The organism is Adhaeribacter aquaticus DSM 16391 (assembly GCF_000473365.1).
Classification (GTDB): Bacteria; Bacteroidota; Bacteroidia; order Cytophagales; family Hymenobacteraceae; genus Adhaeribacter; species Adhaeribacter aquaticus.
The window spans coordinates 2,754,895-2,774,481 of record NZ_KI421517.1; the positions used below are offsets into that span (position 1 = coordinate 2,754,895).

General features: G+C 39.8%; 16 protein-coding genes. 9 read left to right on the plus strand and 7 right to left on the minus strand.

What is annotated here, in order from left to right; all coding sequences use genetic code 11:
• Nucleotides 1-223, plus strand: a 223-nt coding sequence (locus tag ADHAQ_RS28350; protein ID WP_034256834.1) for a hypothetical protein, incomplete at its 5' end; no start/stop codon positions are given.
• A gap of 827 nt (nucleotides 224-1,050) precedes the next feature.
• On the opposite strand, the gene ADHAQ_RS25790 is transcribed toward ADHAQ_RS28350, so the two are convergent.
• Both ADHAQ_RS25790 and ADHAQ_RS0114395 read right to left on the minus strand, forming a co-directional pair.
• A complete protein-coding gene (locus ADHAQ_RS25790; RefSeq protein WP_051359935.1) occupies nucleotides 1,051-1,413 on the minus strand; it encodes a response regulator in 363 nt (120 codons plus the stop codon).
• Nucleotides 1,414-1,438: 25 nt separating this feature from the next.
• Nucleotides 1,439-4,357, minus strand: a complete 2,919-nt coding sequence (locus ADHAQ_RS0114395; RefSeq protein ID WP_084523850.1) for a PAS domain S-box protein — start codon at nucleotides 4,355-4,357, stop codon at nucleotides 1,439-1,441.
• A gap of 541 nt (nucleotides 4,358-4,898) precedes the next feature.
• On the opposite strand from ADHAQ_RS0114395, the gene ADHAQ_RS0114405 reads away from it, so the two are divergent.
• The 3 genes from ADHAQ_RS0114405 to ADHAQ_RS0114415 all read left to right on the plus strand — a co-directional run bounded on the left by ADHAQ_RS0114405 (nucleotide 4,899) and on the right by ADHAQ_RS0114415 (nucleotide 6,722).
• Nucleotides 4,899-5,276, plus strand: coding sequence for a hypothetical protein (locus ADHAQ_RS0114405; RefSeq protein WP_026463533.1), 378 nt, complete (start codon nucleotides 4,899-4,901; stop codon nucleotides 5,274-5,276).
• A 315-nt stretch (nucleotides 5,277-5,591) separates the two neighbouring features.
• A complete protein-coding gene (locus tag ADHAQ_RS0114410) occupies nucleotides 5,592-6,041 on the plus strand; it encodes a GNAT family N-acetyltransferase (protein ID WP_026463534.1) in 450 nt (149 codons plus the stop codon).
• A 180-nt stretch (nucleotides 6,042-6,221) separates the two neighbouring features.
• Entirely contained in the window at nucleotides 6,222-6,722 is a 501-nt protein-coding gene (locus tag ADHAQ_RS0114415) for an Mpo1 family 2-hydroxy fatty acid dioxygenase (RefSeq protein WP_051359936.1), read from the plus strand.
• Between the two features lie 92 nt (nucleotides 6,723-6,814).
• Here the strand turns inward: ADHAQ_RS0114415 and ADHAQ_RS0114420 are convergent, their stop codons facing one another.
• Nucleotides 6,815-9,751 (minus strand): outer membrane beta-barrel protein, encoded by a 2,937-nt coding sequence (locus ADHAQ_RS0114420; protein WP_026463536.1) that lies wholly within the window; start codon nucleotides 9,749-9,751, stop codon nucleotides 6,815-6,817.
• Nucleotides 9,752-10,049: 298 nt separating this feature from the next.
• Here ADHAQ_RS0114420 and ADHAQ_RS0114425 point away from each other — a divergent pair, with 298 nt between their 5' ends.
• Complete coding sequence (locus ADHAQ_RS0114425) at nucleotides 10,050-10,583, plus strand: DUF4142 domain-containing protein (protein WP_026463537.1); 534 nt, start codon at nucleotides 10,050-10,052, stop codon at nucleotides 10,581-10,583.
• A gap of 18 nt (nucleotides 10,584-10,601) precedes the next feature.
• Here ADHAQ_RS0114425 and ADHAQ_RS0114430 read toward each other — a convergent pair whose 3' ends face one another.
• Both ADHAQ_RS0114430 and ADHAQ_RS0114435 read right to left on the minus strand, forming a co-directional pair.
• A complete protein-coding gene (locus tag ADHAQ_RS0114430; protein ID WP_026463538.1) occupies nucleotides 10,602-11,411 on the minus strand; it encodes an Fpg/Nei family DNA glycosylase in 810 nt (269 codons plus the stop codon).
• 70 nt (nucleotides 11,412-11,481) lie between these two features.
• Nucleotides 11,482-12,186 (minus strand): NUDIX hydrolase, encoded by a 705-nt coding sequence (locus ADHAQ_RS0114435; RefSeq protein WP_026463539.1) that lies wholly within the window; start codon nucleotides 12,184-12,186, stop codon nucleotides 11,482-11,484.
• Between the two features lie 296 nt (nucleotides 12,187-12,482).
• Here ADHAQ_RS0114435 and ADHAQ_RS0114440 point away from each other — a divergent pair, with 296 nt between their 5' ends.
• From ADHAQ_RS0114440 to ADHAQ_RS0114455, 4 genes are all read left to right on the plus strand, one after another.
• Nucleotides 12,483-13,685: an aldose epimerase family protein gene (locus ADHAQ_RS0114440; RefSeq protein WP_051359937.1), complete on the plus strand. Its 1,203-nt coding sequence runs from the start codon at nucleotides 12,483-12,485 to the stop codon at nucleotides 13,683-13,685.
• Nucleotides 13,686-13,720: 35 nt separating this feature from the next.
• Nucleotides 13,721-15,259: an alpha-N-arabinofuranosidase gene (locus ADHAQ_RS0114445; RefSeq protein WP_026463541.1), complete on the plus strand. Its 1,539-nt coding sequence runs from the start codon at nucleotides 13,721-13,723 to the stop codon at nucleotides 15,257-15,259.
• Between the two features lie 159 nt (nucleotides 15,260-15,418).
• Nucleotides 15,419-16,525 (plus strand): DNA alkylation repair protein, encoded by a 1,107-nt coding sequence (locus tag ADHAQ_RS0114450; RefSeq protein ID WP_026463542.1) that lies wholly within the window; start codon nucleotides 15,419-15,421, stop codon nucleotides 16,523-16,525.
• 51 nt (nucleotides 16,526-16,576) lie between these two features.
• Nucleotides 16,577-17,059, plus strand: coding sequence for an OsmC family protein (locus ADHAQ_RS0114455; protein ID WP_026463543.1), 483 nt, complete (start codon nucleotides 16,577-16,579; stop codon nucleotides 17,057-17,059).
• 16 nt (nucleotides 17,060-17,075) lie between these two features.
• On the opposite strand, the gene ADHAQ_RS25795 is transcribed toward ADHAQ_RS0114455, so the two are convergent.
• Entirely contained in the window at nucleotides 17,076-18,311 is a 1,236-nt protein-coding gene (locus ADHAQ_RS25795; protein WP_071781118.1) for a T9SS type A sorting domain-containing protein, read from the minus strand.
• Nucleotides 18,312-18,412: 101 nt separating this feature from the next.
• Nucleotides 18,413-19,240, minus strand: coding sequence for a polysaccharide deacetylase family protein (locus tag ADHAQ_RS25800; protein ID WP_051359938.1), 828 nt, complete (start codon nucleotides 19,238-19,240; stop codon nucleotides 18,413-18,415).
• Nucleotides 19,241-19,587: the final 347 nt, after the last annotated feature.

The following is a 19,587-nucleotide window of genomic DNA, read 5'->3' on the forward strand; positions in this document are numbered from 1 at the left end:
TGAATTTGAATACATCCAGATCAAGAAATTAACCAAAGCTGAGTTAGCAGATTTACAAGCCGCTAAACAAACATATACAGATGCTGCCGAGCTACACATCCGGTTACAACAGATTAAAGATGCTTATACTGCAAAAGTAAGTGCATTATTAAACGATTCACAACAGAAAGCCTTCTCTGCTTATTTAGCGGCCACACAAGCTAACTTATTAGCTATTCAATAATACTTACTTTACCTACCACTATTTTACCTGAAGCCAGCAAAAAGCTGGCTTTTGTTTTTAAACTGTGCCAACAAAATATAACTAATAATTAGCCGAATTATACGCTGATTTATGAACCTAAGGAAAAGGTTAAGCATTTATTTATATTCAAAATTATTTATAACAGCGACCTAAATCTAGAAGTATACCAGAAAAGGATTTGTACTATCTTACTGATAAAAATGATCTGATTTTTTTATCTGCTACTAGTTTATGTCTGTTACCTCTGATTAATTAAGAAGCCCTTATTACAAAACATTTGGTTTCTTCTTGCAACAGGTTAGTAAGCATAATTTATTGGATGTTCGGGGAAGGGTGTAAAGCCACTATGGAAGATCATAAATTGCACCTTGGTGAGTTTGTTCCTCATCTGCTCAAACAGGTAAATAATAATTTTGTCGGGCTTATTTAGTTACGCCTTCCTATTATAAGTTAATCGAGGAACTGGAAAGTTTCTAAAATTAGAAGAGGCCACAATATTCTCATCCATTCCCAAAAAACTCTCTTAATCGGAACTGTAAACCCATGATTGGTTACACTCCCAGCAAATTAAGTAAATGCGATCGAAAGAGCTACGGGTAAATTATTCTTAAACAACCAGATAACATCAAGAATACCTAAGAGGGCAATGCAGATAATGGGCCACTTCTATGCATCTGGTTTTAAAGGAATATTGGTAAATCAAGTATCAATTAGAAAAAGGAGAAATCACCAATTGCCAGGCTTCTCTTTTAGAAATAAATATCCAGACCTAACTTCTTTCCTTCTTATATTCTCTTAACTAGCCCTTATAAATGCGACAGAATTTCCTGTACATCAGTTGCATCCAATGGTTTATGTTTAAACCCGCTAATCAAATCGTTAGTAGAGGCTTTATCCGTATCATCCAAACTCAAGGAAGAGGTCAGGATAAAAATTTTACAGCTGGCTTTAACTTGCGGTTTATAGGGTTCCAGTTCCTCCAGGAATTCCCAGCCGTCCATTCCAGGCATATCAAGATCTAATAAAATTAGTTCTGGCAGCTTTGTTTCATTTTCCAATACCATCATCTCCAGGGCTTCTTCGGCAGAAAGAAAAGATGAAACTGTTCCGGTAAATCCTTCTGCTTGCAGTTTATTTTTTAACCAGAAATAGGCTGACTCATTTATCATCAATAATAAAAGCTTGCATGCGTTCTTACTTTAAAATAATAGTAAAACTGGTTCCACTATTTACCTGGCTATTTACCTGAATCTGCCCGCCCATAGCTTCTATGTGCATCTTTACCAGAAATAAACCAATACCTTTTCCTTCTTTGGTGGCATGAAACCTTTTATAGAGTTTGAAAACATTATCCTTGGCTTTTTTCATGTCGAAACCCAATCCGTTATCCGAGAAGCTAATTGTTTTTGTTCCTGCCGCGTTTGTATGGGCCTGAATGGTAATCTGAAGCGGACGCTCGGGTGAACGGTATTTAATGGCGTTAGATAATAGGTTATTAAAGATGCTGTACATATAAGCCCGGTTTGCCTGAACCTGCAGTTCTTCTTCTATATGTAAACTAACTTCTCCCTGGCAATAATCTAAAGTAGCCTGGAAATCATATATAGTTTGCTCAATTACATCCACCAGCTTTATACTCTCCTTTTCCAGCACATGGATCTTATCCCGGATAGATAAAATGGAGTTTATATCTTTCAATATTTCATCCAGCCGAACAATGCTATTCTTTAAATAAGTTAAAGCCTGATCAAAGTTAGCGGAGTCCTTACTAACACTTTCCAACATGCTGATAAGACCTAATGCATTGGCAACGGGAGAACGAAAGTTATGAGAAATAATATAAGTAAACTGCTGCATATCCCGGTTACGCGCATACAGATCTTTGGCCATTCTTTGCAGATTAGCTTCTGCTTCTTTGCGGAAGGTAATATTTTTAAAAATTGCGATATACTGTGTTATTATTCCTTGCTCATTATGAACCGGGCTAAAATCCATCGACACCCATAAAGGTTCACCTGATTTATGGTGAATTATAATTTGGGAGTTAAACGCAACCCCTTCCTGAAATTTGGTACGTATCCGCTCTAGTTCTGCTGGATCTGTCTCAGGTCCTTCCAGCAAGGTGGTTGGTCTTTTACCTGAAACATCATCCAGGGTGTATCCTGTTATGCGGGTAAAGCCTTCGTTTATCCATTCGGTTTGCCCTTGGGCATTTGTAATAAACACACCATTTATGGTCTTACTGGCCACGAATGATAGCTTTTTAAGTTCTTGCTCTACCTTTTTTCTCTCTGTAATATCTTTTTGAATGGCAATAAATTTTGATAAATCCCCCGCCTTATTGAAAACAGGCGTAATCTCTTTGTAGAACCAAAATTTTTCGCCAGACTTTTTGTAGTTAATTATTTCATCAGAGAAGGGGATTTGTTCTTTAAGTTTTTTGCTAACCCTTTTTACTGTTTCTGAATTCGTTTCGGGTCCTTGTAGAATTTCTCCTGGCTTTTTGCCGGCCATTTCAGATAAGGTGTAGCCGGTCAGGTTGGTGAAGCCTTCATTAACCCATTCGGTTAAACCTTCTGCATCAGTAATTATAACGCTATTGGTGGTTTTCCGGGCTACTAAGGACAACTTCTCCAGCTCCTTTTTGTTATTTACCTGTTCTGTAATATCACTAAAGTAAACCGACAATCCTTCTTCGGATGGAAATGCTTTTACCTCCAGCCATTTTTCCAGTTTAGTTAAATAAGCTTCAAAATGAACAGCTTTACCCGTATTTGCCGCCTGATGGTACTGCTGATAGAAAATCTTGTTAACCTCCTCCGGAAAAACATCCCAAATGTTTCTTCCGGTAAAATTTTCACCAGCTTTAAATAAAACTTTATAGAACTCCTGGTTTATGTAAGTGAAGTTCCAGTTTTTGTCTAAGGTAAAAAAGGCCTCGGTAATGCTTTCAAAAATAGTATTGAGCTTTTTGGCTTGATTTTCAACAGTCCTTTGTGCCAGGCTAGCCGCTGTTATATCCTTTATGACAACATGAACGGCTATTACTTTATTGTTTGCTATCAGGGGAACCTTGATAACCTGCAGGACTTTAGATCCTTGTTCGAGGAAATTTGCATTAACTTGAAAATTTACCTTTTTGCCGGAAAAAGTCTCCTGTAAGTTCTGCCGGAATATTGGGGCTATATCGGGAGGCAGAAAATCAAAAATTAACTTACCGGTAACCTCCTCCTTTTTTTTATTCATGAAAGCAAGAAAGGCTGCATTAGCATCCAGTATATAGCCTGCTTCATTCTGGTAAACCATCAAATCCGGGTTATTCTCAAATAAACTCCGGAAGCGTTGCTCACTTTCCTCTAGATTTAACTCGTCCCTTTTACGTTGAGTTATGTTCTGAGAACTAACAAAAATCGCTTGAATAGCCGGATTCTCTAATTGATTACTAACCGTTGTTTCTACCCAACACCATTGCCCATCAGAAGTTTTAAATCTAAAATCTGCTAATTTGAGAGGCTCGTTGGAAGTCTTTACTTGAGCTAGTGTTGCCTGAGCCCTGCCTGCATCTTCGGGGTGAATCAGGGGGAAAACATTTTTTCCAATTAATTGATCCGGTTCATATCCAAGGTTTTGTATGACAGGACCAACTACATGAAGGTAATTGCCCTCTTCATCTAATAACGCCACCATATCAACCCCATGCATGGCCAAAATTCGCTCAAACTCTTCTCTTTTATGTGTCTCAGTTAGGGCGGCCTTACTAGCACAAAGATCCTTTCCAATACATAAAAAACACTTGTCTTCCTCCGACCACACTACTGACCATCGGATCGGCACTTGTTGACCATTCTTATTCAGGTAGCAATTTTCAAAACTCCTCTCCGCATTCCCTGCACTTATAGCGTGTGAAGCCTCTAAGGTTTTGGCGCGGAATTCCGGGTGGATAAAATTCTTTGAATGTTTGCCTTCCAGTTCCTGACGGCTATAGCCTAAAATCTGACTGCATGCCTGACTTACCTGTATAAACCGACCCTCTGAATCGATGGTACAGATCAGATCCTGGGAGTTATCCATCACATGGTTTAGGAGGGTATTGCTTCTATTTCCTTCTCTCATTTCCTTCTCTTACTTCCGCTCGAATTACTTAATTTATAAGTTTTCTCATTAAATCAATTGAAAGGTAGAGGCTTAAATTATATATAAACCTGTTATGCTATACCCTAATTTACTCTGGGGTTTATTAGCTTTTAATTGAAATGAATTATTAGAATAGTCTAATAAATTTTTAATTCTGGTTTAATATTAAGTATAGTTAACTTAATTCTTTTATTAAATAATGATAAAATTTTCACAACAGCTTTGACAGGGTTCTAAGTGCATAAATAGCAGGCCGCATTAAAGTGGAAGAATACAATTTTGCCATCTTTCTGATGATTAACATATTTTGTAAGCAAAATCATTCAGCAAGTATCATTTATTTAAAATTTTTAAAGCTGCATTTTCTTTTTTGTTACTTACAGTCATCAAATAAGGAGGAGGTTTACCGGGTAAAAGGGGATCTTTAACAGGTTTAGTTAGAGGTTTATCTAAATATATACTAGTGCTATATTCTGTGCAGTACTTTTGATTATCAACTAAGACAAAAAGCATTAGTGATATGAAAAAGCACTTCCTACTTCTAGCCTTCACCCTGATCCTTTCTACTATAACTTTTGCCAATGGGGCAAAAGATCAGCAACGGTTTGATGCTGCTCTGGAACAGACAGCCCGTATAGAAGTTCGTCAGTTACAGGAGTTGCTTCGCTTTAACGAATATGAATACATCCAGATCAAAAAGTTAACTGAAGCCCAGTTAGCGGATGTGCAAGCAGTACAGAAAACAATGGAAGCCGGTTCAGTAGAACTGCATGTAAAACTACAACAGATACAGGAAACTTATAAAGCTCAAGTAGTAGCTTTACTTAGCCCAAACCAGCAGAAAGCTTTCATGGCTTATTTAGCCGCTAAACAAGCCAACTTACTGGCTACTATGTAACCTCTTTACCTACCACTATTTTACCTTTACTTTACCTACCCCTAAATCCAATAAGCCAGCCTAACCGCTGGCTTTTTTTATGTAAAATTTGTAAAGCTTAGTACTTAAAAAGAGAAGTTTAATATTGCTTCTAAAAATGCAGTAGTATAAGAATAACTAAAAGTAAGTCTGGTCCTGTAGCTATCAAGGTACTGAAGTCGATACAAACCGGGTAGTACTTTGACTCTATTTGTATAAAACAAAAAGAATTTGGTATTAGGCATTTTTGGAATAAGTCCCTACTTTCGCCCCTAGTATAGTGAAGTAAAAAAGTAAATGGTCAAAATAAAAAGGACTAACAGCGACGATAAGGATTTTCAGACGCTAATCTACGAACTGGACGATGATTTGCAGGGCCGGTATAATGGTGGCAACTATCATTACGATATAAATATCAATATTGATCATTTAGATACCGTTGTAGTTGCTGAAATAAATGAAGTATCTATTGGTTGTGGTTGTTTTAAGGAAATTGATAAAGATACAGTAGAAATAAAACGGATGTATGTAAATCCGCACTATCGTTATTATGGGGTGGCCTCTACTGTTGTAGATGAACTTGAAAAGTGGGCGAAAGAAAGAAATTATAAGCAAGCGGTTTTAGAAACAGGGGAACAACAACCCGAAGCCATTAAATTTTTTGAAAAGCATGGCTTTAGAATTATTGAGAATTTTGAGCCTTATGTAGGCTTGGAAGGCAGTATATGTATGGGGAAACATCTTTAAAACAAAAGGCCTCAACTGAGGCCTTTTGTTTTTGTTATATTAATAAGCATACTTCCTAAATATAGAATACATACTGCTCTTCAGGATAAATTCTTTAAGTAAAAAATTATTCCTGCTCCTGGTATAGAAAAGCGCCGTCGGCCAGTTTTAATAGTACAGAATTGTTTTCTGAGTTTATTTATGGAGAAAGCCTTGCGTCCGGTTGATGTTTATTTTGCTCAATATAGCCAGCGTCATCAGCACCCGGTAAACCAACGAATTCACTGGGTTTGTGTTCCACTTTTTGTCTTTAGTATTCTCGGGTTGGTCTGGAGTATTTCTTTCCCCCAGTTTTCTTGGTTAGGAGGCGCCCAGCGGTACCTGAATTTTGCTACTTTCTTAATAGCTTTTGCTATCCTTTATTACTGGCGGTTGTCTTTCCGTTTGGCAGTGGCTATGTGGTTATCAATAATAATTTTCTCAACCATAATTATAAGCCTGGAAAAGCTAGAACGATTAGCAGGTTGGCCGCCATTATGGAAAATAAGTTTAAGTATATTTATCCTCTCTGGGATTGGTCAGTTTATTGGTCATATGATAGAAGGTAAAATGCCTTCTATCCTGGATGAGCTAAAGTTTCTTTTAATAGGCCCTATCTATCTTTGGCAATCTCTTTTTAAAAAGCTTGGCATTACCTACTAAGCCACTTCTAATAAAGAAAAAACCATTATGAAGCCTTCCTACTTAAGAGAAGTTAGGTCTTAATGGTTATTTCTTTTTCGTTTGCAATAAAATTAATGGTATCCGCCTCCGCCAGGGACTCTTCCTGGACCACCCGGTAAAGAGCCTGGTACCGGGTTCCCGAAGTTTCCCCGGTTGTTATTCTCACCACCTGGAATACTACCGGCACCTGCTAATCCAAAGCTCCGGATGTTATAAGTAAAAGTAAGCATAAAGTAGCGCTGCAGTACCAAGCTACGCACGTCCTCAATGTAATTCGGCGTAATGTTGCGTTGGATACTATTATTTTGTTTCAAGGCATCAAACACCGAAATGCGGATATCGCCGCGCTTATCTGTAAATAATTTTTTGCCCAAACTCAGGTTCCACAACGTAAAATTTTGGTTAAAACCCGCGGTTAAACCAGTATATCTTAGTTGGGTTAAATCGGTTTGAAAAACAAAATCTTTCCAGAAAATCCAGTTTAAGCGGGCCCGGCTGTTCTGATTGAAAAATTGACTATTAGCGCTCAGGGTATTAGTGGTATGGTTAAAGCTGGAGTTAGATGAAATGGTGAAATCTAATCTTTCGCTAATGTTGCTGCTGATGGTTAGACCACCACCCAAGGTCCTGGAATCAGAAAAATTTAATTGATTCCGGATTAGCCCGGGGCTATGGTTAAACATACCGGACAAATTAAAATTTAAATTAGATTTTATAATTTTTACAGGTATACCATAAGTGAGGAATGAGGTAATGCTATATTGACCATCTAAATTAACTGGTTGCGATACAATAGTTCCGCGTTTTACTATTACGGTTCCGGTATTGTCAACAACATCTTCAGGTGCAGTAAAAGTGCGGTTCACAATGCTGTTTTGCACCGTATTCCCGCTAACTAAAGCAAAGAAAGTGCTTGATTTATTAACATTACTTGCCGAGTACCGCATGGTAACATTATTCTGGAAGCTTTGATCTAAATCAGGATTCCCGATTCTGGGTTGTAACGGATTAGAAATATCGTACACATTCTGCAGCTGATCTACAGATGGCGTATTGGTATTACTGCGATAAAAAACGCGTAAATTCTTTTGTCGGGTAAAGTTGTATTGAAACATGGCAAAAGGCACCACATTATTAAAGGTTTTTTCAAACTGAAGGGCAGTAGGATATAAGGCTTCGTTCTCTAAACGGGAATATTGATAGGCAACCCGGGTAAAGAAGTTATATTTTTGCGCCTGGAAACGGTAGCCTACTCCAACCTGTTGTTGCGGATTTTGGCTGATAAAACTGTTGGAGAGCGTCGTGTTTAGTTCTGAATAAGATTCTTCAGCGTTTGAATAATCATAAGTGCGTTTATCGGAATCGTTTTGCTGAAAAGTGGCGGTATAGTTTAACTGCAACTGGCTACGCTGGCTTAGGGGCTCGGTATAGGTAATGTTAGGCGAAAGCATGTACCCATTTTTTACTAAAGTAGACTGTTGTCTCTGAATAATGGTACTATTGCCCATTTCTGAAGAGTACCTATTAGTAGCGTCTAATTGATTTTCTCCATTGTTATTGTTTAAGCTGGAGTTTATGCCAAGTGAAATAGAACGGCCTTTTTTGGGAAATAAATGGCGGTAGATTAATTCCCCGGCCAGGTTGTACCCGGTTAAATTAGAGTTAAACAGGTTAGAAGTAGCATTTACCAGAGATACAGCAGAATTAGTTTCTCCGGTTAAACTGGAACTACCATTATTGGTTTGGAAGCTTAATCTGGGACGGAAAAAAATGGTATTGGCAGAATCTATATTATACTCCAGGCGTAGGTTAGCCCGATGGTTCATATTAGTGCTGGAATTAATCTGATTATCCGCATAAGTGGTATCACCGGTTGTAGTTATATAATCCCGAAATGTGGATTGATTGGATTTATTATCTGTTCTGTTGGCAAAATAGCTACCGGTTACAGTGATTTTTTTGCCCCATTTATCAGAATAATTAATGCCCAAGGCATGGGTAGTATTTATGCCTCCAGCTTGTGGCACCTGAAAGTTGCCGGCGCCACCGCCAAAGTTACCGCCACCACCCCCGCCAAATCCTCCGGGACCCCCTCCATTACCACCTCCGCCTGCACCACGGCCGCCACCGCCTCTGCGGCCACCACCACCGGCGCCAGCCATTACGCCTACTAAATCTTCGCTACTAAAATTTTGCTGATTAATGCTGTTAGATTGCCCCAGAATAGAGATACGCTGGTCGCCTTTAAAAATATTCAGGTTGCCTCCTGCCTGGTAGCGCCCGTCATCGCCGGCGCCGGCATATACTTTACCAAACTTGCCATTTCTAAAATTAGGTCGGGTTACAATATTAATAGTCTTAATGGTATTGCCATCGTTAAAGCCGGTCATTCGGGCCTGATCGCTTTGCTGATCAAATACTTGAATTTTATCTACTACTTCAGCGGGTAAGTTTCGCAGCGTTGCGGCGGCATCATCTCCAAAAAATTCCCGGCCATCTACCAAAACCCGGCCTACGTTTTCGCCCTGGGCTTTTACCTGACCGTTTTCCATAGTTACACCGGGCATTTTCTGCACCATATCTTCGGCGGTAGCGTCTGGGTTTGTTTTAAAGGCACGGGCATTAAACTGAGCAGTATCACCTTTTTGTTCGCCTACCGGTGCCCGGCCAATTACTTCTACCTCTCTTAACTGGTTTGTATTATTATTTAGGGAAAGCGTTCCTAAATCAACGGGGCCGGTAACCTGAACAGGCCGTTGTAGACTAACATAACCCAGAAAAGAAATTTTTAAAACAAAACGGCCATTTTGCGCTTCCATCCTGAATTTGCCGCTGCCATCTGTAATGGCTACCGTTCTTGCTGAGTCTGGGATACGTGTAAGAAGAACAGTAGCACCCGGCATAGCCGATTTGTCTTTGCCGTCAACGACGGTACCTGTTACAGGAATAGTCTGGCTCCATACCTGAAAATGTATTAAAAGAAGCAAAGAAGTAATAAGATGTTTCATAGTTGCAGTTTTAAGCGGGCTGCTGTTTAGACGCCAGTAGTAGGACGAGGTTTAAAGGGGTATTGAAAAATAAATTGTTTAACAAAAACTTAATTTAAACCCTTGTTCCTCAGTATTTATCGTGATCTATGTCTTTTCTTACTTAAATATGCTGCGGAGAATTACGGATTTGAATTATTAAGATAACATATTTTTATTCAATACGTTAGCGGATTTGAATAGAAATAGATGTTAGGTTGAAATTAATTTAACAATATAGATTTATTCATATATTTTTTTAAATTATATGTGACGAAATATGAAAAAGATGTACAGTTTTTTTAATATAATTATTTGTATAATAGCTTTTGGGCTGCTGGTGGGATGTGACAAGCCTGAAGAAGTGGAAGAGCAATTAACTTCGCAACAGTTTTTATCCAATGCCATGTATAATGCTATGTTTCAGCTTCAGGTAGGCGAAAAAGCCTACATCCGGAGCGGCACCCCAGAAATAAAATCTTTTGGCAATCAGCTTATCATCGATTATACCGACCACACTAAACACTTATTTAAGCTGGTAAGTAAGGAAGGAAGCCTGCTTCCTAAAGACTCCTTAAATATAGAACAACGGGTTATACGTAGCCGATTGAGTAATAAGTCCGGCAAAAGCTTTGACTTGGAGTTTGCTAACCTACAGGTGAAAGCGCAACGAGATGCGCTGGCGCTATATGAGCGGGCCAGCCAGGAAATTCAAAAGCCGGATATTCAGGAATTTATTAGTAAAAATCTTCCAGTGATAAAGGAGCATTTGGTAGATGCTGAGGAATTGCGCAATAAACTGGCCACACCATAAGCAACCTTAAATTACTTATTATACCGGCTGGCAGAGCAAACAAAAGTATGTTGTACGCCCACCCATCTTTGCAATGGTTAAAGCAGATTGGTGCCGTGGGCACACTTCTCTTTCTAAAACAGGTTTAGGAGAATCTTCCCAACCTCGGGAATGGATCAGGAAGTCTTTGGGAAAGTTGTGGTATATGGCTTCCTCATCAATGGCTGTTTGCAGCACTACCTGAATAGCCCGATGTAGATGCTCTAGTTCTAAATTTGTAAGTGTATTAGCTGGTTTAGCCGGAAAAATCCGGGCCTGAAACAAAACTTCATCTGCAATCCAGTTTCCAACACCAGCTAGTATGCTCTGGTCGAGGAGTAAAGCCTTTATAGGAGCTTTTCTTTTTTCTAAGCTGGCTTTCAACTGAGGTAAAGTTACATCCAAGGCGTCCGGGCCAAGGTTTTTCTGTTTTTTATAAGTTTCTATACTATCGGCTAAACCAACCCGGCCGAATTTGCGGGAATCGATAAAAGCAAGTTTATAGCCGTTGCTGAAATAAAATATAACCCGGGCAAAGCGAGGGGTGTCTTCTGCATCCCGATAATACATCAGGTTACCCGTCATGCCAAAATGCAATACCAATATTTTGCCGGAGCTAAGCGTAATCAGGAAATGTTTGCCAATGCGGGAGGTGTCCGTTAATGTTGCTCCTTTTAGGCTTTGCTGCAGCAGGTCATAATCAGTAGTTAGCTGGCGGTGGTCTTCTACTTCCAGGTGGATTATTGTTTTGCCTAGTGCTGTAAGGTCAAAATACCGGCGATAGGTTTCTACTTCGGGGAGTTCTGGCATCTGCTCTGCTCTTTCAGGTTATAACAAGCCGCTCTCTATAAAAATTTACAAGGGTGACAGCTTTGGTGTTTTAGGAAATAAATTTATCCGGGTTAGGAATAAACTTTAAAAAAGCATCAAAGTTGTCAGAGTATTTAAGTTTATCGAGCTTGAAGTAAAAGGCGCCTTTGCGTGAGTTTTCTTTGTCTTTTTCTTTTTGCCGGATTAACAAACCCGTTGATAACAATTTGCGGCTGAAATTCCTTTTGTCGAAAGTAGTACTGTAAAGCCCTTCATATAGCGCCTGTAATTGCGGAATGGTAAACTTTTCTGGTAACAATTCAAATAATAATGGATGCAAAGCAGCTTTGTAGCGCAAACGGTTTTTAGCAATTTCTACCATTGGATTGTGGTCTAAAATAAGCTTGGGCATTTTGTCCAGTAGAAACCACTCAGCATGATAATCGGTGCTTAATTGTTTTTGGTACTTCTGAATATCTATCAAAGCAAAATAAGCTACAGCAATGGTTCTTTCTACCGGATCGCGATCCGGATTACTAAATGCCTGTAACTGCTCCATGTATACTCCCTCCAGGCCAGTAAGCTTTTTTAATATACGATTAGCAGCTATTTCCAGGCTTTCCTCTGGTTGAATAAAGCCGCCCATCAAGCTCCACTTCTTTTTTTCGGGCGCAAAGCCCCGTTGTATCAATAATATTTTAAAATTATCGCCGTCAAACCCAAAAATTATACAGTCTACTGCTACCAGCAGTCTTGCCTGTCCAGAATATTTCATTTTGTGCTGTAAATAGGGCTTTGCTTTTATTTTATGACTTCAATTATAAGCAAATTAATTAAGAGATTGTAGTAGCACAGGCCCAGAGTGGAGAAGTTTTGCTTTTCCATGATAAATGGTAAAAAGTTTTTCCTCTTTAGTTAAAGATTTTTTTATACTCTAGCGCATTTATTGTAAACCTTATAAAATATAAATAATGAATAAAACTATGATTGTAAAATATTTAAGAATCATCTACATTTACTCAAATTTATAAATGTAAAAATTACACTTAATATTCACCGCATAAACCCTATATGAAAAAGACTAAGTTTTTTGGCTCCACCCTGGTAGCAACCGGCTTAGGTTTGGTTATCGGCTTAACAAGTTGTAACAAAACTAACCAACAAGCAGAAAATACCGGAGCGTCTGCTGATTCGGCTTCCGCTACTAATCAACAGGCCCAAATGCCCAGTAGAGCAGACTTTCAGGATACTATTAATGGCAAGCAAACCGACCTGTATTTCTTAAAAAACCAGAACATACAAGTAGCTATTACCAATTACGGCGGGCGCGTGGTTAGTTTGTTTGTACCGGATAAGGAAGGAAAACTTACTGATGTAATTGTTGGGTTTGATAAGTTAGAACCTTTTACCGGTAGCGGCGAAAGCTCTTTTGGTGCCCTTATTGGTCGTTTCGGTAACCGGATAGGCAAAGCTCAATTTAAGTTGGATGGCAAAGAATATAAATTAGCTGCTAACAATGGACCAAACAGCTTGCATGGTGGGGAAGTAGGTTTTTCGAAAGTTGTTTGGGATGCCGAGCAACCAAATGATAGTACGTTGCTGCTTACGTATTTGTCTAAAGATATGGAAGAAGGTTATCCGGGAAATTTAAATACGCAGGTTACCTATACTGCCACCGCTAAAAACGGTTTAAAAATAGATTATACCGCTACAACTGATAAAAAAACCGTACTTAACCTTACTAATCATGCTTATTTTAATTTGAACGGAGCAGGTAGTGGCAGTATCTTAAATCATAGTCTGCAAATAAATGCTGATACCTATACGCCGGTTGATGCTACTCTTATTCCAACTGGTAAAATAGAACCGGTTGCCGGAACGCCGCTGGATTTTAGAAAACCCACGCCAATAGGAACCAATATAGAAGCTAATCATGAGCAGATAAAATTTGGTACTGGCATTGACCATAATTATGTGCTAAATGCGAACAAAGGCGGGGGGCTAACTCAGGCCGCTACGGTAGTTGGCGATAAGTCTGGAATTGTCATGACGGTATTAACCCAGGAGCCGGGCATTCAATTTTATACCGGTAATTTTATGGGTGGCAAAAATACTATCAAAGGAGGAGCTAAAGACGAATTACGCTCTGCTTTTTGTCTGGAAACCCAGCATTTTCCGGATTCTCCAAATAAACCTTCTTTTCCAACCACTACTTTAAGTCCGGGACAGACTTATAAAACAACTACAGTTTATCAATTTTCAGTAAATAAATAATATATATAACTTAAGTAAAAGGTAGTACCCTAATCATGAAGAAAGTACTCTTATTTTTCTCTTCTCTTTTCTTTACCCAGTATAGTTTTGCTCAGAATACGGCTGTTTTAAGAGCAGATGCGCCATCCAATACTATTAGCAAACATATTTATGGTCATTTTGCTGAACATTTAGGTCGTTGTATTTACGGCGGGTTTTATGTAGGCGAAGGCAATGTAAGCATACCCAATACCAATGGTATCCGGAATGATGTGGTGGCGGCACTAAAAACGTTGAAAGTGCCTAATCTGCGCTGGCCAGGTGGCTGTTTTGCCGATACGTACCATTGGAAAGATGGAGTAGGCCCGAAAGCTAATCGCCCAACTATTGTAAATACCTGGTGGGGAGGCGTAACGGAAAATAACAGTTTTGGTACGCATGACTTTCTGAATATGTGCGAAATGTTGGGAGCTGAACCTTATTTATCTGGTAATGTGGGTAGCGGTACGGTGCAGGAGCTTAAAGACTGGGTACAGTATACCAACTTTGGTGGTAAGAGCCCGATGTCGGACTGGCGCCGGCAGAACGGACGCGATAAACCGTGGCATGTGAAGTACTGGGGCGTTGGTAACGAAGCCTGGGGATGTGGTGGTAACATGACGGCTGAATATTATGCTAACGTATATCGTCAGTTTGCTACCTATATGACCGGTGTTACAGACGGAGAAGAAATATTTCGGATTGCTTCGGGCGCCAGTTCCAATGACTATAACTGGACTGAAGTGCTGATGAAGAATGTTCCTTTAAACATGCTTGGCGGTGTAGCCCTGCATCATTACTCAGTGATCAACTGGGATAAAAAAGGCCCTTCTACTACTTTTAGCGAAGAGCAATATTTTAACACCATGCAGGAAGCGTACAAAATGGAAGAATTGGTAACCAAGCATGCAGCTATTATGGACAAATACGATCCGCAGAAAAAAGTAGCCTTAGTGGTAGATGAATGGGGTGGTTGGTACGAAGTAGAGCCGGGCACCAATCCTGGTTTCCTGTATCAGCAGAATACCATGCGCGATGCTATGATTGCGGGTTTAACCTTGAATATTTTTAATAACCACGCGGACCGGGTGCGCATGGCTAATTTAGCCCAGGCTATAAATGTACTGCAAGCGGTAATTTTAACCGACGAAGAAAAAATGATCCTGACGCCGACTTATCATGTAATGGAAATGTATAATGTGCACCAGGATGCTAAGTTGCTGCCGCTAACTATTCAAACGAAAGACTACGTGTTGGGTAGCAATAAATTACCAGCGGTTTCAGGTTCTGCATCCAAGGATGCGGCTGGTAAAACACATATTACCTTAACCAACATAGATGCAAAAACTAGCCAAACGGTAAGTATTAATGTGCAGGGAGTAAAATACAAAACTGTTAGAGGTAGAATTTTAGCTTCTCAGAAACTACAGGATTATAATTCATTCCAAAACCCAAACAAAATTGTTCCGGTTGCCTTTAAAGGCGCCAACTTAAAAGGAAATAATTTAGAAGTTAAATTGCCGCCGTTCTCGGTAGTGGTTTTGGAGGTGATCTAAAAAATAATTTAATTAGTTGTAAGTGAACAAAAAGACGGGCCATAAGCCCGTCTTTTTTATTTAGAAAAGCTTAGATAAGAGGCTCCATGAAAGAGAGTTTAATTTTTTAAAATAAATTATATTCCTTTGCTTCTAAAGTATTAAGCCACACCTATTAGCATGAGCACCCTCTTAAAAGATATTTATTCTCCGGCTTTCTTTACCCAATTTTCAGATACGTTAAAACGGGTAATTCCTGATCTTAATAAAGAGCAGTTTTGGACTTTGCTGTTTGACGCGCAATGGGAGGCAAGAGAGCTAAAAGAAAGAATGCGGCATGTTGCTACAGTAATGCATGAGTTTCTGCCTGCGGATTTTCCCGCGGCCGTTATGCTATTAGAAAAACTTATACAGGAATTATTAGCAGCCGGCCACAAGCCCAATTCGCTGGAGTACATGTTTCTGCCGGACTACCTGGAGCAGTATGGACTGGAGTCTTTTGATGCGGCGGTGCAGGCTATGGAAAAAATAACGCAATTTACCAGTTGTGAATTTGCGGTCCGGCCATTTTTGCTCCAATATCCAGAACTAATGATAGCGCAAATGCAGGCTTGGGCTTTGCATGAACACCCAAATGTAAGGCGGTTGGCCAGCGAAGGAATGCGCCCCCGCCTGCCATGGGCAATGGCCATACCGGCTCTCAAAAAAGACCCTTCTCCAATTCTGCCTATACTGGAACTTTTGAAAAACGATCCATCTGAATTCGTGCGGAGAAGCGTGGCTAATAATTTAAATGATATTGCGAAAGATCATCCGGAAGTGGTATTATCTATTGCTCATAAATGGAAAGGAGTAAGCCCAGAAACAGATAAAATTATTAAGCATGGTTGCCGCACTTTACTAAAACAAGGGCATCCGGAGATTTTAAGTTATTTTAAGCTACAAAATTTAGAAGCTTTGTCCCTAACTAATTTTAAAATTCATACTGAGGAGGTAAAGTTAGGTTCCGACTTAATATTTTCTTTTTCGGTGCAAAACAATCATCAGGATTCACAAAGAGTAAGACTGGAGTACAGTTTGTACTACAACAAAGCAAATGGCCAACTTGCCCGGAAAGTATTTAAAATAAGCGAGAAAGCATATCAGCCCTCAGAGATGGTAAAAGTTACCCGCAAACAAAGCTTTAAGTATATTACTACCCGTAAATTTTATCCAGGCCAGCACAGGCTTTCTGTTATCTTAAATGGTCAGGAAAAAGCCATAGCTGATTTTTTACTGGTAGAATAGCGTTTGAGGAAGCGTTAGATAGCATTTTAAAAAGTAGTAAATAAAGGAGAAATGGCACAGAAACATACTTATCAAACTACGGTGTTGTGGACGGGTAACAAAGGGACAGGAACAGTTAACTATCAATCCTATGACCGCGATTATAGTATTTTCATCCAAAATAAGTCTGCTATTTTAGGATCCTCCGACCCGGCCTTTCGGGGAGATAAAAGCCGGCATAATCCGGAAGATTTGTTGGTGTCTTCGCTTTCAGCCTGCCATATGCTTTGGTATCTGCATTTATGCGCGGTTAATCAGGTTGTAGTAGTAGATTATGTGGATGAAGCAATTGGTACCATGCAGGAAACAACTGAGGGCAGCGGAGCTTTTACCCAAGTAATGCTGCAGCCAGTTGTTTCTGTTGCCAAAGCGGAAATGGTAGCTATAGCGCTGGAACTGCACCAGGAAGCTAACAGGATGTGCTTTATTGCTAACTCTGTGAAGTTTCCGGTGCTTCATCAGCCAATTATTAAAATAGCCGAAAGTAGTATGTAGTTTTACAGGCTTTTCTCTATTCTATTATAAGCTTCTGAACAGCTTGCTCTTTTTCGCTCTCCAGGTGCAGCAAGTATAAGCCCGACGGCAGGTTTATAGCAAATTCCTGCTCGCCCGGCTTAAGCGTTTGTTCTTTTTGTACCAGGTTTCCCAGTACATCATAGACCTTAACGGAGGTGTTACGCTTAAGTCCGGAAATGGTGATGTTCTTATTTTTTATGGGATTCGGGTATATGGCCAATCCTTGAATGGGGGCTTTTTTAATACCCAGCGCTGATTTAGAAACATATTGTCTTAACCAGGTTAAGGCAGGGCGCTCGGTGCCGTTTGTGGTTATTAAATAAGCACCTTGTGCATCGCGCCACAGACCCGGGCGGAAACCCCATAGCGTTACGCCTTTAATAGCTTCATGGTCCCAGAAAAGCGGGAACACTCTCTGGTATTCGGTTAACTGAATATTATCGTTAAGTCCGTCTATATCCATTTCGGTAACATAAACGGGTAAGCCTGTGGCTGCCAATAAATTTATGTTATTCGTAATTGTAAATGCCGGTGTGTTTTTGGTAGAAAAGGCATGGCCCTGGAAGCCTACCGCATCAAGTAAGTTTTCCGCTTTAAGTAAATCTATAATCTGAAGATACTTGTTCAGGTTGCTGGTGTTGTTAATGATGTTGAATTCATTAAGCATTAATTTAGTAGTGGGAAAATATTGACGGGCTAACCGGAAGGAAGTCACAATCCAATCATAATTAGAAGCTCCTGTCCCGCCTAAAGCATTTATGTAATTTCCGCCACCGTTACCGGCACTGCCAGGCGGATCGTTAATGGGTTCGTTTACTACTTCTAATAAATCAATAGCCGGATAACGTTGCGCTACGGCGGCAAACCACTCTTTTATTTCTTCTAATTGCTCTGCTGCCGGTAAATTCTCGATCCAGGCGGGTTGCTGGTTGCCCCATAGTAACACGTGGAAGCGAAATGGCAAATTATTATCTTTAGCTAATTTATAGGCGGCATCCAGTTCCGTCCAGTTCATAACATCGCGGGATGCTTCTACGCTACCCCATTTGCCGGCATTTTCGGGCGCTACCTGGTTCCAGTAATTTGTGAAACCTGCTCTTTGGGCATTGCTGTAAATATTACCTAAAAATTTGGGGTGGCCTTTAGCTATGGGATTGGTCTGCCCCATTGCTGCTGCATTCAATAATAAAAATATTACTGGCAACACCAGTTGGTGTAAAAGTTTATGCATAAGGAAAAAGTCAGAGAAAAAGTTGCCATAATTAGCCAGGGCAAAACCGCAATAGCTTTGTCCAGGCTAATTAACTATAAAGTAACTCGTAGCGGGGGGGCTTACTTTTGTTTCTTATTTGCAGGTTTAACTGCTTTTGGTGTATTGTCAAAAGACTGGGCATATTCAGCAATGTCCATAAAAGGGGCTACCCAAATATCTTTTTCATTTTGCTTTAAAAACTGTACGAGCTCGCTGTGGGCCTTTCTGGATACATTTAAGGAATGTTCGCCGCCTACCCCATGAAATAAAAACACCAATAAAGTATTGGTTTCCATAGCTTTTTTTACCAGGCTAATCAGTTGGTCACCGGTTTGTCCGTTCACCAAATAACAACCTACATCGGCCATGTTCATATTATTTATTTTTAACATTTCTGTTCTCGTGCCCCGGGCAGCCACAAACTCCGATTTAATAGCATCATAATACGGCACCCCGTTTACATCGGTATCGCCGCAAGGATAGGCGAAGGTGCGTTTCGTTTTTCCATCAACCGATTTAAGTAAGGCATTAGTCATTTTTACCTCGTCGGCAATACGCTTTACCGTATAATTATTTAAATCATACTCCGGTACCACAAAGCTACGGCCGGTTGGTTTGCCAGCACACGGATGGAAAAGCGTATGGTTTCCTAATTCGTGGCCGTTTGCAGCAGCCGTTCGCCACTCTGGTATACGATTGGTTAAACCCTGGGAATAGCCGGATAAATAAAAAGTGCCTTTGAAGCCAGCCGAATCCAGGGCGGGTATAGCATGGTCTAAGTCTACATTAAGGGCGTCGTCGTAGGTAAGCGAAACAGCACATTTTTTATTTTTCCATACCCGGTCCTGGGCATTTCCAAATAAGCTTATCAGGGCTAAACAACCCGTTAAGATAAATTTGATTTTCATTTCTGTGGTGGATTTAAAGTACTAAGTAAAATAAAGCCTTTAAGTTATCTATATATTGTATAATTAACAATAAGAAAGGCTCTTTATTTCTGAGTCCGTAGATTTACTAATTAAATACATTTTTGAGAATTACTCAAAGTATAAAACTTCTTCTGTTTAACGCTTTACTACGAAAGCAGCCTTATGTTCTACTAGTTGTGAGGCTTCAGGCCAGAATTGTTAAAGTTTTGCATAAACCGGTTTGTAAAATATATCCGGAGGGTTAATAAATAAGAATAGGAAAGTTTTGAATCTCATTTTTTAATGCTAATCTCTGAATACTTTCAGGTTGGCACTCAAGTTCATTT

Excerpts from the sequence above, each read along its gene's own strand:
- ADHAQ_RS25790 (WP_051359935.1), bottom strand. The coding sequence starts at position 1,413 with ATGATAAATGAGTCAGCCTATTTCTGGTTAAAAAATAAACTGCAAGCA.
- ADHAQ_RS0114395 (WP_084523850.1), bottom strand. The coding sequence starts at position 4,357 with ATGAGAGAAGGAAATAGAAGCAATACCCTCCTAAACCATGTGATGGAT.
- ADHAQ_RS0114405 (WP_026463533.1), top strand. The coding sequence starts at position 4,899 with ATGAAAAAGCACTTCCTACTTCTAGCCTTCACCCTGATCCTTTCTACT.
- ADHAQ_RS0114410 (WP_026463534.1), top strand. The coding sequence starts at position 5,592 with ATGGTCAAAATAAAAAGGACTAACAGCGACGATAAGGATTTTCAGACG.
- ADHAQ_RS0114415 (WP_051359936.1), top strand. The coding sequence starts at position 6,222 with ATGGAGAAAGCCTTGCGTCCGGTTGATGTTTATTTTGCTCAATATAGC.
- ADHAQ_RS0114420 (WP_026463536.1), bottom strand. The coding sequence starts at position 9,751 with ATGAAACATCTTATTACTTCTTTGCTTCTTTTAATACATTTTCAGGTA.
- ADHAQ_RS0114425 (WP_026463537.1), top strand. The coding sequence starts at position 10,050 with ATGAAAAAGATGTACAGTTTTTTTAATATAATTATTTGTATAATAGCT.
- ADHAQ_RS0114430 (WP_026463538.1), bottom strand. The coding sequence starts at position 11,411 with ATGCCAGAACTCCCCGAAGTAGAAACCTATCGCCGGTATTTTGACCTT.
- ADHAQ_RS0114435 (WP_026463539.1), bottom strand. The coding sequence starts at position 12,186 with ATGAAATATTCTGGACAGGCAAGACTGCTGGTAGCAGTAGACTGTATA.
- ADHAQ_RS0114440 (WP_051359937.1), top strand. The coding sequence starts at position 12,483 with ATGAAAAAGACTAAGTTTTTTGGCTCCACCCTGGTAGCAACCGGCTTA.
- ADHAQ_RS0114445 (WP_026463541.1), top strand. The coding sequence starts at position 13,721 with ATGAAGAAAGTACTCTTATTTTTCTCTTCTCTTTTCTTTACCCAGTAT.
- ADHAQ_RS0114450 (WP_026463542.1), top strand. The coding sequence starts at position 15,419 with ATGAGCACCCTCTTAAAAGATATTTATTCTCCGGCTTTCTTTACCCAA.
- ADHAQ_RS0114455 (WP_026463543.1), top strand. The coding sequence starts at position 16,577 with ATGGCACAGAAACATACTTATCAAACTACGGTGTTGTGGACGGGTAAC.
- ADHAQ_RS25795 (WP_071781118.1), bottom strand. The coding sequence starts at position 18,311 with ATGCATAAACTTTTACACCAACTGGTGTTGCCAGTAATATTTTTATTA.
- ADHAQ_RS25800 (WP_051359938.1), bottom strand. The coding sequence starts at position 19,240 with ATGAAAATCAAATTTATCTTAACGGGTTGTTTAGCCCTGATAAGCTTA.